Annotated in this window: 15 protein-coding genes and 1 pseudogene; 8 read left to right on the plus strand and 8 right to left on the minus strand. The window is 39.3% G+C overall.

The annotated features are described in order from the left end of the window. Window positions 1–5: 5 nt before the first annotated feature. From ccmA to GC56T3_RS01970, 3 genes are all read left to right on the plus strand, one after another. Window positions 6–659: a heme ABC exporter ATP-binding protein CcmA gene (gene ccmA, locus GC56T3_RS01960; RefSeq protein WP_013144157.1), complete on the plus strand. Its 654-nt coding sequence runs from the start codon at window positions 6–8 to the stop codon at window positions 657–659. 572 nt (window positions 660–1231) lie between these two features. Further along, window positions 1232–1930, plus strand: coding sequence for a response regulator transcription factor (locus GC56T3_RS01965; protein WP_013144158.1), 699 nt, complete (start codon window positions 1232–1234; stop codon window positions 1928–1930). Next, complete coding sequence (locus GC56T3_RS01970; protein WP_013144159.1) at window positions 1917–3335, plus strand: HAMP domain-containing sensor histidine kinase; 1419 nt, start codon at window positions 1917–1919, stop codon at window positions 3333–3335. The genes GC56T3_RS01965 and GC56T3_RS01970 overlap by 14 nt, the downstream gene beginning before the upstream one ends. Before the next feature lie 86 nt (window positions 3336–3421). Here GC56T3_RS01970 and GC56T3_RS01975 read toward each other — a convergent pair whose 3' ends face one another. The 4 genes from GC56T3_RS01975 to GC56T3_RS01990 form a co-directional block, all read right to left on the minus strand. Further along, window positions 3422–3856 carry a NisI/SpaI family lantibiotic immunity lipoprotein gene (locus tag GC56T3_RS01975; protein WP_041468654.1) on the minus strand — a complete coding sequence of 145 codons (435 nt, stop codon included), beginning with the start codon at window positions 3854–3856 and terminating at the stop codon, window positions 3422–3424. A gap of 94 nt (window positions 3857–3950) precedes the next feature. Beyond that, entirely contained in the window at window positions 3951–4739 is a 789-nt protein-coding gene (locus tag GC56T3_RS01980; RefSeq protein ID WP_013144161.1) for a lantibiotic immunity ABC transporter MutG family permease subunit, read from the minus strand. Between the two features lies 1 nt (window position 4740). Further along, complete coding sequence (locus GC56T3_RS01985; protein ID WP_013144162.1) at window positions 4741–5487, minus strand: lantibiotic immunity ABC transporter MutE/EpiE family permease subunit; 747 nt, start codon at window positions 5485–5487, stop codon at window positions 4741–4743. A gap of 15 nt (window positions 5488–5502) precedes the next feature. Next, on the minus strand, window positions 5503–6195 hold the full coding sequence (locus GC56T3_RS01990; protein ID WP_013144163.1) for a lantibiotic protection ABC transporter ATP-binding protein: 693 nt from the start codon (window positions 6193–6195) through the stop codon (window positions 5503–5505). Between the two features lie 310 nt (window positions 6196–6505). Here GC56T3_RS01990 and GC56T3_RS01995 point away from each other — a divergent pair, with 310 nt between their 5' ends. The 5 genes and pseudogenes from GC56T3_RS01995 (at window position 6506) to GC56T3_RS02015 (ending at window position 12171) form a co-directional block, all read left to right on the plus strand. Further along, on the plus strand, window positions 6506–7345 hold the full coding sequence (locus GC56T3_RS01995; RefSeq protein ID WP_013144164.1) for a polyprenyl synthetase family protein: 840 nt from the start codon (window positions 6506–6508) through the stop codon (window positions 7343–7345). A gap of 19 nt (window positions 7346–7364) precedes the next feature. Then, entirely contained in the window at window positions 7365–7520 is a 156-nt protein-coding gene (comX, locus tag GC56T3_RS02000) for a competence pheromone ComX (protein ID WP_013144165.1), read from the plus strand. Window positions 7521–7526: 6 nt separating this feature from the next. Then, the gene (locus GC56T3_RS02005) at window positions 7527–9791 is read left to right on the plus strand and encodes an ATP-binding protein (protein ID WP_041468167.1); all 2265 of its coding nucleotides are present in this window, start codon (window positions 7527–7529) and stop codon (window positions 9789–9791) included. A gap of 161 nt (window positions 9792–9952) precedes the next feature. Then, complete coding sequence (locus tag GC56T3_RS02010; RefSeq protein WP_013144167.1) at window positions 9953–10624, plus strand: response regulator transcription factor; 672 nt, start codon at window positions 9953–9955, stop codon at window positions 10622–10624. Window positions 10625–10942: 318 nt separating this feature from the next. Then, window positions 10943–12171, plus strand: a pseudogene (locus GC56T3_RS02015) (IS701 family transposase). A gap of 66 nt (window positions 12172–12237) precedes the next feature. Here GC56T3_RS02015 and GC56T3_RS02020 read toward each other — a convergent pair. The 4 genes from GC56T3_RS02020 to GC56T3_RS02035 form a co-directional block, all read right to left on the minus strand. Beyond that, window positions 12238–13434 (minus strand): ABC transporter permease, encoded by a 1197-nt coding sequence (locus GC56T3_RS02020; protein ID WP_041468656.1) that lies wholly within the window; start codon window positions 13432–13434, stop codon window positions 12238–12240. 2 nt (window positions 13435–13436) lie between these two features. Then, window positions 13437–14120, minus strand: a complete 684-nt coding sequence (locus GC56T3_RS02025) for an ABC transporter ATP-binding protein (RefSeq protein ID WP_013144169.1) — start codon at window positions 14118–14120, stop codon at window positions 13437–13439. Beyond that, window positions 14113–15261 carry an efflux RND transporter periplasmic adaptor subunit gene (locus GC56T3_RS02030; protein ID WP_013144170.1) on the minus strand — a complete coding sequence of 383 codons (1149 nt, stop codon included), beginning with the start codon at window positions 15259–15261 and terminating at the stop codon, window positions 14113–14115. Before GC56T3_RS02030 ends, GC56T3_RS02025 begins: the two co-directional genes overlap by 8 nt. Before the next feature lie 117 nt (window positions 15262–15378). Beyond that, window positions 15379–16047, minus strand: coding sequence for a YIP1 family protein (locus tag GC56T3_RS02035; RefSeq protein ID WP_013144171.1), 669 nt, complete (start codon window positions 16045–16047; stop codon window positions 15379–15381). Window positions 16048–16456 lie beyond the last annotated feature (409 nt).

The following is a 16456-nucleotide window of genomic DNA, read 5'->3' on the forward strand; positions in this document are numbered from 1 at the left end:
TCGATATGAAGGCGATCGTCTTATCCAATGTTTCCAAAACAATAAAAGCAAGAGAAGTTTTGCGCAATATCAACTTAGAGTTGGAGAGCGGAAAGATTTATGGGTTCGTCGGGCCGAACGGATCGGGAAAAACGATGTTATTCCGAGTCATCAGCGGACTTGTGAAGCCGTCCAGCGGCACGGTGGCGGTATTTGGCCAGACGTTGCACCAAGATGTATCCTTTCCGAGCGATATTTCTGTTTTGTTGGAAAAACCAGGTTTCCTTGAACAATACTCAGGATTCGATAATTTGCATTTTTTAGCCATGATTCAAAACAAAATCGGCGAGCGCGAGGTAAAAGAGGCAATCGAGCGAGTGGGGTTGGATCCGCATGATAAAAGGCCGGTGAAAGCGTACTCTCTTGGAATGAGACAAAGACTGGCCATTGCACAGTGCATCATGGAGAAGCCGCAGCTGATGCTGCTCGACGAACCGATGAATGGCTTGGATGAAAAATCGGTGGACCAAGTGTACCAAATTATTCGCGAGGAAAACAAAAGAGGCTGCACCATTTTGTTGACGTCTCACAACAAGGTGGACATCCAGTCATTATGCCACGAAGTGTATTCGATGAATGAAGGGGTCATTACGGGTGTAACCCATATTGCGGCAGAATGACTGTCATGTGTGTAATATCGAAATTCGCGAGGGGGTGGCCATCTTGAACAAGCAACAGTGTGAAGATGCCGCTTCCGTGTTCATGGGACAATCAAAAGATGGGATTATGGAGTGAACCAAAATAGCTCCCTGCATCCTCCTTAGGTGCAGGGAGCTTCAGTGCAGCTATTCTTTCTTCCTGAAGCCAAATTCGAATTCCCTCATCCCTCTGCTTTCGAACGCGCTGTCATGAAAAGACAAAGATGCTATCTGTTTAGTCGACACCGCCTCTTGTGCACTCCCACTATCATGGGAAGGATTCATTATAGGCAAGTGGGGGGTTCCCTCGTTTCCGCATGCACCAAAATAGCCCGATTGGCTGATTTCTTCCTTCAACAGAGAGCATGACATGCTTTGAGAGAGTTCGGTACGATCTTCTCCAAAAGGTACATACCGAAACATTAGAAAAATCTTATGATTTTAATCTATTTTGAATGTGAAAATGTCTCTATCAACAAGGCATCGGTGACATGAGATTCAGGATATAGGGGATGAAATCAGTTTGTTATTCAACTGTATGGGGGGATCAAAACATGAACAAAAAGAAGATTTTGCTTGTTGATGATGATGAAGATATTTGCTGCACAATCAAGCAATATTTGGAGCTTCATCATTATCAGGTAGAAACGGTTCATAGCGGTGTAGAAGCGTTGAAGATGATGAACAACGATTTTGACTTGATTGTGTTGGATATCATGATGGAAGGAATTGACGGAATGGAGTTGTGTCGCTTGATTCGTGAACGCGTCGATGTCCCCATTGTTTTTGTCAGCGCAAAGACGCTGGAGGAAGATAAGGTTCAAGCTTTGGCGATCGGTGGAGATGATTACATCACTAAACCATTCAGCTTAAAGGAGTTAAAGGCGAGAATTGATTGCCATTTAAGAAGGGAGGAACGGATTCGTTCGAACGAGAGATATCTTTTGAGTTCTAAAAATATGACGATTGATCTTTTGGCTAATGAGGTCTTTTGTAAAGGAAAGAAATTGCCGTTCACAAAAAAAGAATATGAGATTGTGAAGTTGTTGATGCTGAATCAAAAGATCGTTTTCTCGAAAGAACGAATATTTGAACGAGTATGGGGGATTGACTCTGAAAGCCAGTTAGACACGGTGGCAGAAAGCATTAAAAATATTCGAAAGAAAATCAAGGCCGTCGATCCAGACACCTCTTATATTCAAACATTATATGGGCTCGGTTATAAATGGGATGTGACCGATGAAAAACAATAAAACGATTAAACGAGATTTTTATTTGTTAGTTGTGAAAGTTGTGCTGGCAACGGCGATTACTTCGGCCTTTACTTATATATGCATCATCTATTTGATTATGACATTAACCACCAACCATGTGGTGAAACCGACCAATTATTTCGTGAAAGATTTGGATTTGATTGAGAAAAAGGTGAAAGAAAACGAAGAAGCTATTTTCAAGGGGAGACTCATTCCCATCCATCGTTACAGTGAAAAGATAAAAGGAGAAGTTGTAGACATCAGCGGCAAGCATCTGTATGGCGATCGCGGAATTGTAGACGGTCAAGTGGATATGAGCAAAGTGATCAACCGTGAGATTGTAAAAGGAAGCTATGTGTATCGGTTCATTCCCGTTCAACATGATAACGCCATTCAGGCGGTGTATGTGTTGAAAGCGCCTTTCGGGTTTATCATTAACAATCAACATCGCTTCGGAGCCGTGTTGATTTATGCTTTGCTCCTTATTTCTCCGTTGATCTTTTTTATTGTCTATTTGATTTTCTTTACATCAAGGCTGTACAAATCATTGTTTCATAATGTCAGGTTGCTGCTTCAGGCTTCTGATCACATTGCAAGCGGGGATTTTGATTTTCAAGTCTCAGGGTTGAAAAGAAAAGAATTTATGAAAATCCAGGATTCCTTTAATACCATGATCAGTGCGCTGAAAGAAATGGTGGAACGTTTAGCCAAGACCGATGACGAACGGAGAATGATGGTATCATCGATCGCGCATGATATCCGAACCCCGTTGACGGTCATCCAAGGACAAATTGATTTGATTCAAGACTTGCGAAAGTTGGACCACTTTGATCTCACTCCCCATTTAGAGATTATTCGCAAAAACTGTGGGAAGATGACCATGTTGACAGATAATTTGTCGTTGCTCTATAAAGTGGAGAATGACCACTTCTCACTGAATGCAAAAGAAGTGGATGTAAGGCAAATTCTTGATGAGAAAAAACGAGAGATCACAACAATGGTTTATCATCAAAAATCGATAAATATTTGCTTTGATGTGAATTTGCAAAAATCATGTTACATCCTTGATGAAGCGATGTTAATGAGAGTGTTGGACAATATTTTATACAATAGCTTGCGGTTTACCAAAAGCGGAGAAATCAAGTTGGAAGTGCATGATGAAAAAGAGGGGGATGAGCGTAAAATCTATTTTCGCTGTTCCGATACTGGAACGGGGTTTAAAGAAAGCGATACGTCGTTGTTGTTCCAGCCTTTTTATCAAGATCAGCAGTATAAACATCATGTTGGATTAGGGCTGTATATTGCCAAACGAATTGTCAATCATCATGGCGGTGAAATTTGGGCATACAACAACGAAAAAGGCGGCGCGACCGTTGAATTTTATATTCAGGAGCTGGCTGATTGATCATTCCATCTCATGGCTTTTCCGCTGTTGTAGAGAACGGAAGGCGGCTAGGGAGATTCCGATTTCCCTAGCCCATCTCTGAGTCTCTATTTTCTTTTCGCAATGAGAAATTGGTGGTTCACCGTAACAGCCACTTCTTCGTCCGGATTTACACCTTTGATGCTGTAAACCCATCCGAAGTTTAAGTGAGTTCGTTTTTCGTCTTTTTGATCGGGAATGATTTCAATCTTTCGCAGTTCTTTTTTGCTCAAGATTTGATGATGCTCATTGATGGTGATCGTCTCCGCTACTTTCCCGATTGGTTTGTGCAATTGATGTCGATCTACTTTTGCTGCCTGAATGATGTACGTTCGGTCTTGATAGTGAATTTCTTGCAAATTGTCTTTGTTCAACTCATATTTTGGCAATTTCCGATCGATCTCCATATTTTTTGTTGCTGTCTTTTTTAAGTCGCTGACAAGTGAACAACCTCCTATAAAGAGGATCGCGATCAACATGAGGGGTAAGAGGAAGTTTTTCATCGCCACTCTAAAACCTCCCTCTAGAAATGTTGATTTATCAAGGCTTTTCGGCCCCTCCTTTTTGAACATCCCATTGAAAGAGAACCACGGGGGTTCATTCATGTGGTTTATTTCCTTCCCAACGATGAAACCAGACTGAACCGATGATGGTCACGATGATAAAGCCTAGAAGGGCATAGGCCATCCCTCCCCACAATGATAGCGAATAGGAATTGAACAACTGCGCCCCCAATGCTTGCTTTACTTCGGGCATCATCAAAATCGGAAATTGTGAGAGGCGAACACCCCAAGCCCAAGGAACATAGCTCCATATATGATCGCCTAAGGACGTTGCGCCAATAAGAGCGGAAATGAGAAATCCGCCGCTCCCGATGGCAATCGATGCTCCCATTCCAAAGGCAAGGCTGATGAACAGATGCAAGGAAAAAAGGATCAGTGAGCCCACGATCGAGAGCATGGCTCCTTGCAAAAATAAGTGATCATGAATGGGCGCGACGTTGAGTACGTATTTCACTCCAAAGAGCATGAGAATCATCGCCAGCAAGATATCCGCGCATGCGATGAAGATGAGCAGCGTGAGTTTGCCAACATACCATTTGATTTTGGATACAGGGCCGGCCAAGATGTTCATGAAATTTCCTGCTTTTTCTTCTTGATAGGACATCAGTCCGGTAAGCAAGGAGATGATGATCGGCAAGGAAACGGTCATCACTTCGAAAAAACCTTGGTAGATTTTCACCTGCCAAAACACGGAATGTCGGTAGTGCGAAAAATACCATACCATAAAGAGCGGATACAGGATTGGTATGATGATGACCATGATCCGAACTGCTGTGCGTTTCGTTTTGATCCATTCGGATGACAGAAGGCGAAGAAACGACATGTCAATGCACTTCCTTTCGCGAAAACCAAACGGCGGTCAGAAAAGATAGCAACAGAAACATGACAAGGGCAATCGTTAGGCCTATTGGAATGACAGAAGGATCCAATAGCGAATTCCCTTTTTCCAAAGGAACGCCGTTCGGATGAACCCCGACGATCGGGCACATCATCCTCATTCCCCAGCTCCATGGAATGAACAGCCAGTAAGGCTGTGCAGCCATGACGACCCCTAAGGCGAGGCCGATGACACTGACAAGGATCGAGGCTGCCATCCCGAACCGCTCGGCGATAAATAATCCGATCGGGATATAGGATAAAGAACTCATCCAAATGACCAAGCTGGCAAACACCGCGACCGTAGCGGATGAGAGGCTGTTGGGCAAAAACCATTTCAATAAAACAAGCAGGACGATCAGCTCGATAGTGGAGAGCAACATATAATAGGCGATGACGGCGATTTTGCTCCACCATAGACGCACAATGCTAATGTCGAGACAACGCAGCGCTTTATCGTTTCCGGACTTTTTCTCCCTTGACACTGAAAGGGAAGCAGTCAAGGCCGTTCCAATGGGAACAAAAATCAACGGCCACCAATTAAATACCGTGTATTCAAAATAATGGCGCGTTGAATTCATGGTTGGCATGGTGATCATGGCATACAGGACAAAGAAAAGCGGAGCGATGAATATAAGTTTTTTGGCAAACGTTCGCTTGTATTTTAAGTGTTCTGACTGGAACATATTGAGCATGACTCCCATCCTCCTTCATTGCTTGTTCACAACATCGATGAAGAGTTTTTCGAGATCTTGACTCTCGTCTATTTTCCCCTCGTACCTGAGTTTTCCGTTTTGAATAATGCCAATGTAATCGGCTAATTGTTTGACTTCGGACAAAATATGGCTCGATAGGATGACGGTGATCCCGTTTTCGGCAAACGATTTAATGAGTGTTCGCAAGTCCTGGATGCCTAATGGGTCCAAGCCATTTGTCGGTTCGTCGAGAATGAGCAGTTTTGGATGGTTTAAAAGAGCTTTGGCAATTCCTAGCCTTTGCTTCATGCCAAGGGAAAATTGAGATGCTTTCTTTTTCCCCGTATTTTCTAAGCCGACGATGTTCAAAACTTCTTGGATTCGCGAGTCGGGCAAATGAAGCAATTTGGCGTGAACGAGTAAATTCTCATAGGCTGTTAAATTGCCGTAAAGAGCCGGGGATTCGATCAGTGCGCCGATATCTTTCAGGACTTTTCTGCTCCAAGGATGGCCGTTGATGACGATTTCCCCTTTTGTGGGACGCAACAGCCCTGTCAGCATTTTTAAAAGAGTGGATTTTCCCGCTCCATTTGGCCCGAGCAATCCATAAATGGTATGTTTCTTGACTTTTATGGATACATCATCCACCGCGAGTTGTTTCCCAAACGCTTTGCTTATATGACGGGTTTCTAACATATACTCTTCCATGTTCATTCTCCTTTCATAATGGGAACATGTTAGGCGGTTCTTGACTGGCATAAGCGCAAGAATAGGACTGTTAGATCCGTGCTGTTCTCATATTAATGACTCAATCTAATGTTTTTATAAGAAAAGAACACATGGATGATGTTTTTTACCAGACTTGTCACAATCTTCGACAAGTCTTTTTATTTTTCAGGAAGGAATTTTATTGAACTTGTCGAATATTCCCTATTTGTAAATATTTGTGTAAGGTGCGATAGGATGAGTGAAAAAGAAAAAAATAGCGAAACAAATGAAAGAAATCGTGGAACAATTTATGTCGGAACCGCAACTGAAAGCGCACATGCTCTTGGCAATCGAGCAACATATGAAAGAGAGCGATTTGTTGTTTGGGCGGTCGGCTTATTTGCATTATGACTTGTTTTCGATACAAGGAGATCACTCAACATATATCGCAGCGGCTATTGAATTGATCGTGCTTGCTGGGGATTTATTGGATGATATAGTCGATCAAGATCGTTTCGAGGATACAGCTATTCCTCTTCATATTGCGATCGGGTTCTTGCTGCTTGCTCAGCAAGCGATTGCGAATGTACCGATTTCTAGTAATAAAAAATTAAAGGCACTGTCATATGTTACGTCTTGCTTGTTGCAAAGTGTACACGGACAACAGACTGATGTGGCGTGTGACGTACAAACAGAGGCAGATTATTTAAAAATGGTAGAGAAAAAAGCAGGCTCTCTTGTTGCGATGGCTTGTGTCATAGGCGCTTTATTAGCAGGAAAAGAGGACATCGCAGCGATTGAAACATATGCTCGCTACATCGGCATTGCAGCACAAATCGACAATGATCTTGATGCGCTATACAACTGGGATAAAAAAGCGGATATTCAAGCAAAGAAAAAGTTGCTTCCGATTTTGTATATGCTAGAAAGCAAACAAAATAACTTGTGGAAGCAGTATTTCAACAACGATATAGACTACGATCGGATGTACGTCCAAAAAGAAAAAGCACTTCAGCAAATGGAACAGGAAGGAGCGATTTATTATGCTAAAGTGATAAGCCAGATTTACAAGGAAAAGGCTTTGCAAGAAATCGAGAAACTGGATGTAGACGATAGGTACAAATCCGTACTGAAAACAATGATTTTGTAATGTTGGAGGGAGATCTGCGATGCAAGAAATCATTCGCTTTTTAGTAGAACATCCAGAAGTCATCGAAAAATTACAAAATGGTACGGTGAGCTTGATCGGTTTAAGTGAGTTAGAGGTAAAAGCGGTTGTAAAGGTATTTAGTGAATCGACGGAGCCGCTTGGATATTGGAAGTAGATCACGATGAATCGAGCAGTCATTGCGATGATTGTTGCTTTGATTGCAGCACTATATTTAACCATTTTAAATGTTAGGCATCCATTGATCGGCATGGATGTAGTAGAAAACAAGAATGGTGATATTATTGTTAATGATATTTACGAGTTTGGTTGGGCAAAAAAACATGGTATTCATATTCATGATCAAGTGCTGAAAGTGGATGGAAAGCCTCCGCTCTCCCATTTTACTGTACGGGAATACAAAACAATTGAACAAGCGAAAACAATAACAATTCAGAGAGAAAATCAAATCCAAACATTGACGGTTGACTATCAATCGCATGGAACGGAACAATGGCTGTATTATATTGCCTTGCCGGCGGGTTTTTTTCTATTCGCTGTTAGTTTAAGCATTTTTTTGCTTCGTCTGCGGCCGAATGACAAATCGGCAACCGTGCTGATCTATTTTTTATTATTGACAGGGATTTGTTATATCAGTGCCAGCTTATCAGCGAAATATGCGCCGTTTGGGCGGCAAATATTTAACGGTATATTTTTCATATTGCCTGCCGTCTTTTTGCATTTCGTTTATCATTATTTTGAAAAAGAAAGGAAAGTATGGTTTGCGAAAAAAATCGTCTTTTCTCTTTATGGTTTTAACTTTGTGATGTTTATTATTTCACTGATGTCTATATCGTTTCGTTCGATAAGTGAAGTGGAAGTGCTATTGACGACATTTTTTATCAATATAGTTATCATTCTTGCTTTGTTAGGAAAAGGGTTCGTTGATCTTAAAAAAGATGAACAGCAAAATACGGTCAAAGGGTTGCTTTTCGCCATTGGGCTATCTGCCGCACCATTTGTTTTATTTTATAGTCTCCCGGTTCTCATCATTGGAAAATGGGTACTGCCAGCTGAATTAACCGTTACTTCGCTTTTTGTGTTGCCATCCGTCTTTCTTTATTTGATTTGTACGGATCGGCTATTTCGATTGCCGTTTTCCATCAATCGTTTTGTGTACCATGCTTTTTTGTCATTACTCCCAGCTTTTTTTGTTACGTTGCTTTATGCCAAATTTGTTCATGAAGCAAGGAGGTTTGCGGAACTCGCTTTGTTGTTTTTACTGATTTATGTAATCAATATCCTTGCTCTCTATTCAAAAGGATATTTTGATCGAACATTAAGAACGAAGTTATATGTACAAAAAAACTTTTATCAAGAAAGTATATATCGGATCGGTGAAGCATTAAAAAAACAGAAAAACATGCAAGAAGTGATCCGATGCATGGAAAAAGAAGTGAGGGAAGTATTAGATATAGAGAATCTGGCTTTTGTACAATTGGCGGTCCAAAATAGGCAAGCACCTTTTCATTGCGATGAAAAAGAGTGGATGAAGTTAATCAAAAAGATGGATGTTCAACCACTTTCGATTGGAAAAATCATTGAAAATAAACGTTTGTTTGCGGTTTTTGTAGGCTCGTTCCGCCAAAGTCCTTTACTATTAATAGGAAAAAAGAAACATTCCATTCCATTTCGGGCAGAACAAAAAGATTGGCTATCCACCATTGTCTATTATGCCAGCATCACGATTGAAAATATGTTAAAAGCAGAGGATTTCATCAAAGAGTTAGACAGCTTAAAGGAAAGAAGCCATTCTGTTTGGCTCACTCGTTTGATCTTTCAATGGTCGGAAAAGGAAAGAAGAAAGTTAGCCATTGATCTGCACGATACGATTCTTCAAGATTTAATTGTTTTAAAACGGAAAGTGGAGAGTTTGCGTTTTCAAAATATGCGTATGGAAGAAATGAAAAAGCAGCTAAACAATATCGAAGAAGAAATCGTAGATATGATTGATGTAACAAGAGAAACGTGCCATGAATTAAGACCGACGTTTTTGGAACAAGTCGGATTAAGAGAAGCATTAGCCGAATTAATCGGAAGATTTCATTTGCGTTCAAATATCAAAGTGGATTGGAATGTTCATGTATCAACCAAATTAGATGAAGAACGAGAACTTGCAATATATCGGATGATCCAAGAATTATTAAACAATGCGCTGAAACATTCGCACGCATCGCACATTCAACTAACATTGGAGGTTCAAAATGAGGAAGTTCAACTTCATTATATTGACAATGGTATAGGTATAGACATAGAAAAATTAAATCATTATGATGGAAAGCTTGGTTTGTTTGGCATAAAAGAGCGTGTGCAAGGCTTAGGTGGAACATGCGAGATGACATCACAACTTGGCGAGGGGCTAGACATACGGATCACCATTCCATTATAAGCATAGAAGGCCTGTGATTTAGTGAAAAATCGCGGAAAATGGACTTTTTTCTCAAATAGAGAAGTCTTGCAAAATCAACGCTTCTCTTTCGACCGAAAACAATGGGTTCAGCGAAATCAGTCGTATTTCACCAGCCTCATAGGAAGGAGAGAAATGACTAGATGATTCACATTTTGGTTGTCGATGATCATCGTCTTGTTGGTGAAGGGACAAAGAATATGCTCGAGAGCGAACAAGATTTTCAAGTAGAACTTGTTACATCTGGCACAGAGGCGGAGCAGATGATGGAACAACGTACATATGATGTGTTTTTGCTTGATTGGCGTATGCCGGATATGAGCGGTATTGAATTGAGTAAACGAATTCTCGAAAAACAGCCAAATGCGAAAATTGTCATCTATACCGGATATGATATTGTTCCTTTTTTAAATTATTTCATTGAATCAGGCATTACAGGCTTTGTCAGTAAAACCGCATCAAGCGAGCAATTAGTGACGGCGATTCGCTGTGCGTTAAGAGATGAGGCGGTTATTCCTGTGCATGTACTGCGCCAGCTGCGGCTTTTCGAAGTGAAAGCTAGGATGGAAGAAGAGGTGGAACATATCACGCTCGACATGTTTGAACAAAATATATTGATAGAGGTTGCCAACGGTTTAAGCAATAAAGAGATTGCAAGAAAGCGCTGCATGAGCCAGCGGAGCCTAGAAAGACAGCTATCGCGTATTTTTTCAAAATTGCGTGTATCTTCTCGGATAGAAGCGGTGGAAAAAGCAAAACAATTGGGACTCATTCCAGAGCATTATATGTTGTTAACGTCCTCATCGGATGGATGAGGGCGTTTTTGTCTAGTCCGCCAAAATTGGCGGGCGCACCGTCAAAAAATGGCGGGGTTCCGACACAAGTTGGCGGTGAAGAAGAAAGAAAGTGGTAGTATGATTCGAGATAGGGGGAGGCATGGAGAAGAGTGTGTATTTGAAGACGGTTAATAGGAATTTATGAAAAACAAAAATAACAGTCGTATTAATTTTGATAAAATTAAAAATTTATTTTAACAATCAAATCAGCAAAGAAAAATATCGATTACTGTAGATGAGCAAATTCACTAACATAAATTGACAACCAAACAAAAAAGGAGACATGAACCGGACTCCTTGGGTAAAATAGATGTGCTCAAAACCCATTCACACAAGGAGGTTCATGTCTCATGAATCGATGAGCACATCACCAAGGAATCCACAAGTTTTTCTTCACGCTGGGGTTGACGCTGCAGCTTTCCAAACCGGTCTTGAAGCACCTCGTTCACCTTGTCGATGCCTTGACCACCAAGGGATTCTCGGGAACATGGACCGATATTCATCACTGGAGCTTTCATCCGAATCATCGAACGACGCTCCGTCACTTTTTCACGAAAAGCCCTTGGGATGAGGAAAGGCTGCTTGGAAAGCTTCAAGAGTGGATCCTCCGCCGAATTGAGCGAAAGAATCAGCCTCTTTTTGTCTCGATTGATGATACGATTTGCCAAAAAACGAAGCCTTCGTCACGGGCCACGCACGCCATCGAAGGGTGCGACTGGCACTACTCGCATAAAGATCATCAATCGGTTTGGGGGCATTCGCTCGTTTGGCTGATGGTGCACACCTTCACGCAAGCGTTTCCGTTCGCGTTTCGTCTGTATGACAAGAAGGCCGGAAGAAGCAAAATCGACCTGGCGATCGAGATGCTTTCCTCGCTCAAAGGGAAGCTGACTCAGCCGGTGTATGTGTTGATGGACTCTTGGTATCCGTCCAAAACGCTCATCGAAGCCTGCCTGAAAAAGGGATTCCATGTCATCGCGATGCTCAAGACGAACCGAATTCTCTACCCGAAAGGCATCGCCGTCCAAGCCAAGCAGTTCGCCCGCTATATCGAGCCCCAAGACACCTGCCTCGTCACGGTGGGGAACGAGCGCTATCGTGTCTACCGCTACGAAGGTGCGCTCAACGGTCTTGATGATGCGGTGGTGCTGCTTACTTGGAAGGCTGCTCAGCCGATGACACCCGAACATCTTCATTGCATCTTGAGCACCGATCGGGAGCTGAGTGACGAAGACATCTTGCGTTACTATGCCCAACGCTGGTCGATCGAATGCTTTTTCCGGCAGGCAAAAGACCAGCTGAAGCTCGATGGGTACCGTGTTCGTCACATTCGGGCGGTCAAACGGTATTGGATCACCGTGTTGTTAGCTTGCGTGTACAGCATAGCCGAATCTCAACAAGACCTCTCCGCCGGGCTGGACCTTCTTCGGACTCGGAAAGGACACAGCCTGATTGAGTTCATTTACGACGCGGCGAAGCAAGATATTCCCATTGATGTTGTGAAAAAACAGTTCCATGTCGCCTAAGGGGTACCCTGTTTGTCTCTTAATAAATGGAAATTATTGTAATAAAAAATGCTCATCTACAGTCTCTTATTCATAGCGGAGACATTCAATTGGGTTTAGACGAGAAGCTTTATTTGCAGGTAATATACCAAAAATGATTCCAATTGCCACAGAAAATACGAGTCCCCCAACAATTACTTGCCATGATACCGAGAAAGGCCATCCTGCTAGAAGTGATATTAAATAAGATATTAGAGATCCGAGTAATATTCCGGCTGTACCGCCAATTAGAGTTAATATAGAGGATTCTGTTAAAAATTGGAATAAAATCTGCCCTCTTGTTGCTCCTAATGACATACGTATTCCAATTTCTTTAGTTCTTTCAGTAACTGATACTAGCATTATATTCATCACGCCAATTCCCCCAACAATTAAAGAGATCCCTGCTATACTCCCAATGATTAATGTCATTATATTTGTAATGTTCCTGATTCCCTGTTCAATTTCTTTAATATTAATTACTTTATACCTATTTTCGGTATTGTGCATTCTATTTAGCATAGAAGTAGCCTCATCCCCAACCTCTTTTAATAAATTAGGGTTTGAAACTTCTATAGTTACTTCACTGAAGTTGTTTTTCCCAGAAATCGTTCTCCAAGTTTTCCATGGTATATATACTTCTTTCAAACCTACAGAAAATAGATTTTTTCTTTCTTCCAGCACTCCCACAATCTCAACAGGTTGAGACCCTATTCGAATAATACTGCCTATTGGATTTTTATTTGGGAACAGTTCTTCTTTTAATCCATTAGAAATCAAAGCGACACGACGCTCGCCTATAAAATCTGTTGAGTTGAACATTCTTCCGCTTTGAATGTTTAGTTTATGAATATTAATATAGGAATCATTTATTCCATAAATCGTACCATTTATATATTTTTTTCTATACTGTACCGGTAAAAAATCTTTACTAGCCGCAACAACATTTTTAATATTCTGTATTTGTTTCAAAGCATTGATATCCTGTTCAGTAAAAGCTGATTCTTCTAAGATATCAGGATTAGCGTTTAATTCTTCATTACTAGGTTCATAATAAACTTGTATAGTATCACCTCCTGGTCCGACAATTTGGGATTTTAACATATTTTCTCCACCCTTTCCGATTGACACAATAACAATAACAGCTGCAACTCCAATTACAATACCTATGATCGTTAAAATGGATCGCATTTTATGAGCATTAACTGAACTAAATGCTATCTTAATACTCTCAAGTACACTCATTTTCATTTCCCTACCTTAGTATCACTTATAATATGTCCATCTTTTAATATTATTTTTCTGTCTGCAAAATTTGCGATATCTTCATCATGTGTCACAATGATTATTGTTGTTCCTTCTTTATTTAATTGTTTAAATATATCCATTATTTCATAACTTGTTGAGGTATCTAATGCACCCGTTGGTTCATCAGCTAGTAGCAATGAAGGTTTGTTTATCAGCGCACGAGCAATAGCCACACGTTGTTTCTGACCACCAGATAGTTCATTAGGAAGGTGGAACATTCTTTCTTCCAAATTCATTCGTTTCAATTCATTTTTTGCACATTCCTCTCTAAATGTTGATGATTTATGTCCTGAATAGATCATTGGGAGTTCAACGTTTTTTAATGCTGTCAAGCGAGGTAATAAGTGAAATTGTTGAAAAACAAATCCTATACGCCTATTCCTGATTCTTGCTAATTCTTTGTCAGTAAAATTAGTTACATTTTGACCTTCGAAAATATAATCACCAGAAGTAGGTTTATCCAAACAACCAATAATATTCATTAAAGTTGATTTTCCAGAACCCGAAGGTCCCATAATAGAAACAAATTCCCCTTTACTTATTTTGAGGTTTATTTTTTTTAAAATAGGTATAGGTTCATCTCCTAAATAGTAGCTTTTTTCAATATTTTTAAGTTCAATCATTCACTTTCACGTCCATCCCATCTTTTAGGTTTTTTGAAGGATTTAAAACCACTTTTTCTTTTAGTGAAATTCCTCTTTTTATTTCAATATTATCCTCTGTGATTATTCCGACTTTTACCTCACGTTTATGTAATTTTCCATTCTTTACAACATAAACATAATATTTACCTTCACTTTGGATTACCGAAGAAATAGGAAGAGAAAAAACTTTTTTAGTTTCTGTTTTTATTTCCATCATTAATTGAAAACCTGGCTTTAAATCTTCCGTGTTACCTACTATTTCTACGAAGACAGGGTATTTTGCAGTACCAGTATCGTTATTATTAACAGGGTTATTTGAGTTATAATTTACTGGAAGATAACCTATCTGCTGAATTTTACCATACCAACTTTTATTAGGAGATACATCCGAAGTTAAAGTCACTTTTTGTCCTTTTTGTACTTGTAAAGAATCATATTCTGAAATATATCCTTTTACTATGAGTTTGTTTAAATCTCCGATTATGATTATTGGTTCTGGTTCTAGGTTTTCTTGCGTATAATTTTGGGAATTAGGATCATTAACATCTATTACTGTTCCTGTAATCTTACTTTTAACAATCAGATTGTTTTCTTGTTTTTGTAAAATATCTTTCTTCTTTAAAGCGTATGAAAGATTTAAATTGGCCGTTTCTTTTTCCGTATCAATACTATCTAATTGTTCTTGTAGATTCTCTTTTACCTGATCTGACGCATTCTTTTCTTTCAATTCTTTTAACTTCTCCCTTAATCGTTTTTCTTTTTTATTAAGATCATCTATCTTTATATAGGCAGATTTAATATCAATATTATTTTGCTGTATTTCTAATATCAATTGTTGGTTACTATATTTTAGTAGAGGGTCTCCTTTTTTAACTTCCTGATTCTCATTAACGAGCACTTCGCTGATATTCCCCAGTTGTGGGTCTTTGTATACTTTATAAACATTTTTTAACTCAACAGTTCCATTTGTAGTGATTGTTTTGGATAAGTCTCTTTGCTGTAAGGTTGTAGTTTTCACTGTTGGTTTCCCAGCAAAAGCGATATATACGTTTACACCAACTAATAAGAAGATAATTGCAATTACTGAAACACCAATTAGAATTCTCTTCTTATTTTCCATAATCCCTCTCCTTTGGTAAATAATTCACTGAAAGAATGAAATTTATCATAGTAATACACCTCCTTATACAAAGAGGTGTATCTCTGATAAATTTGTTAAATTAGAAACTCTTCTGCTCTATCCTAAAACCGCTCCAATTAGTATACCCCCTAAAAAAACAATAATAGCTACGATTAATGCAAAAGATTTTGATAAATTTGCTACTATTTTTAAACCTAAATAAGTTAAGATTACTCTCCATATAGAAAAAACTTCTATTGCATTTAGTAATTTAGACGAAAATCCGTCTGTTTTTATTATCGAACCTAAACTTGTAACAATTAAGGTCATATCTCCATTTATTAAAAATCTGATAAGAGAATTCAAAATAAGCCCAGCCGTTCCAATAATGAATATATAAGTATTCATAGAAAATAACTGTTTAAAATTCACATCAGAAGAGGTGAATTTTGCAAAAAGAATGTGAAGTGCACTAAATAGCAGAATTAATAATATGGGTAATAGAATACCACTAATTATCATCGTTATTTGAGCGAATTGTTTTGCTGTTGCTAACTGTTGTTCATTCAGCCCATGGAATTGGGAAGGATCAAATTTTATAGTGTAAGCATTAAAAGTCATTGCTCCTGTTTGTAAAACAATAACCACAAATAATGGAAATAGGATCCTTGGGTTTTCTTTAATCCTTTTAAATTGTAAGCTAGGATTCCAAAACATTCCTAATATTTTGGGGGTCGGTCCTTTTTTGGGTCTAAGCTCTTGGTTTAAATTTATTTCTGTTACCATAATCATACCTCCTTATAAGTCCAATTTATTATTACATTAAATAATTTTAACATATATAATACATTTTTTGTATATTATTATATTTTTTTTGTTATTTGAAATTTATAGTTGAATTTATATTATTTTAAATGGTAATATTTTCTCAGATTATATATAGGAGGTGATAACTATGATTTTAGAAGAAATGCATACTGTTGATGCTCCAGGTGATGCTGCATACTGGGGCGGAGTTGCAGCAGGGGCCCTTATTACTGTAGGGATTGGTTGGCTTGTTTTTTGCTAAATCTATCTATTAGGGGGGAAGATGATGATTATCGAACAAATTCAATCCGTAGATGCACCTGTTTCTGATTTTTCATCTGGTTTTTCTACAGGAATTGGCATTGGATTAGGAATTCTTGGAATAATG

This window comes from Geobacillus sp. C56-T3 (genome assembly GCF_000092445.1).
GTDB lineage: Bacteria > Bacillota > Bacilli > Bacillales > Anoxybacillaceae > Geobacillus > Geobacillus thermoleovorans.

What these genes read in the sequence shown, in the direction of transcription:
- ccmA (WP_013144157.1), top strand. Translation starts at nt 6, where the DNA reads ATGAAGGCGATCGTCTTATCCAATGTTTCCAAAACAATAAAAGCAAGA.
- GC56T3_RS01965 (WP_013144158.1), top strand. Translation starts at nt 1,232, where the DNA reads ATGAACAAAAAGAAGATTTTGCTTGTTGATGATGATGAAGATATTTGC.
- GC56T3_RS01970 (WP_013144159.1), top strand. Translation starts at nt 1,917, where the DNA reads ATGAAAAACAATAAAACGATTAAACGAGATTTTTATTTGTTAGTTGTG.
- GC56T3_RS01975 (WP_041468654.1), bottom strand. Translation starts at nt 3,856, where the DNA reads ATGAAAAACTTCCTCTTACCCCTCATGTTGATCGCGATCCTCTTTATA.
- GC56T3_RS01980 (WP_013144161.1), bottom strand. Translation starts at nt 4,739, where the DNA reads ATGTCGTTTCTTCGCCTTCTGTCATCCGAATGGATCAAAACGAAACGC.
- GC56T3_RS01985 (WP_013144162.1), bottom strand. Translation starts at nt 5,487, where the DNA reads ATGCTCAATATGTTCCAGTCAGAACACTTAAAATACAAGCGAACGTTT.
- GC56T3_RS01990 (WP_013144163.1), bottom strand. Translation starts at nt 6,195, where the DNA reads ATGGAAGAGTATATGTTAGAAACCCGTCATATAAGCAAAGCGTTTGGG.
- GC56T3_RS01995 (WP_013144164.1), top strand. Translation starts at nt 6,506, where the DNA reads ATGTCGGAACCGCAACTGAAAGCGCACATGCTCTTGGCAATCGAGCAA.
- comX (WP_013144165.1), top strand. Translation starts at nt 7,365, where the DNA reads ATGCAAGAAATCATTCGCTTTTTAGTAGAACATCCAGAAGTCATCGAA.
- GC56T3_RS02005 (WP_041468167.1), top strand. Translation starts at nt 7,527, where the DNA reads ATGAATCGAGCAGTCATTGCGATGATTGTTGCTTTGATTGCAGCACTA.
- GC56T3_RS02010 (WP_013144167.1), top strand. Translation starts at nt 9,953, where the DNA reads ATGATTCACATTTTGGTTGTCGATGATCATCGTCTTGTTGGTGAAGGG.
- GC56T3_RS02020 (WP_041468656.1), bottom strand. Translation starts at nt 13,434, where the DNA reads ATGAGTGTACTTGAGAGTATTAAGATAGCATTTAGTTCAGTTAATGCT.
- GC56T3_RS02025 (WP_013144169.1), bottom strand. Translation starts at nt 14,120, where the DNA reads ATGATTGAACTTAAAAATATTGAAAAAAGCTACTATTTAGGAGATGAA.
- GC56T3_RS02030 (WP_013144170.1), bottom strand. Translation starts at nt 15,261, where the DNA reads ATGGAAAATAAGAAGAGAATTCTAATTGGTGTTTCAGTAATTGCAATT.
- GC56T3_RS02035 (WP_013144171.1), bottom strand. Translation starts at nt 16,047, where the DNA reads ATGGTAACAGAAATAAATTTAAACCAAGAGCTTAGACCCAAAAAAGGA.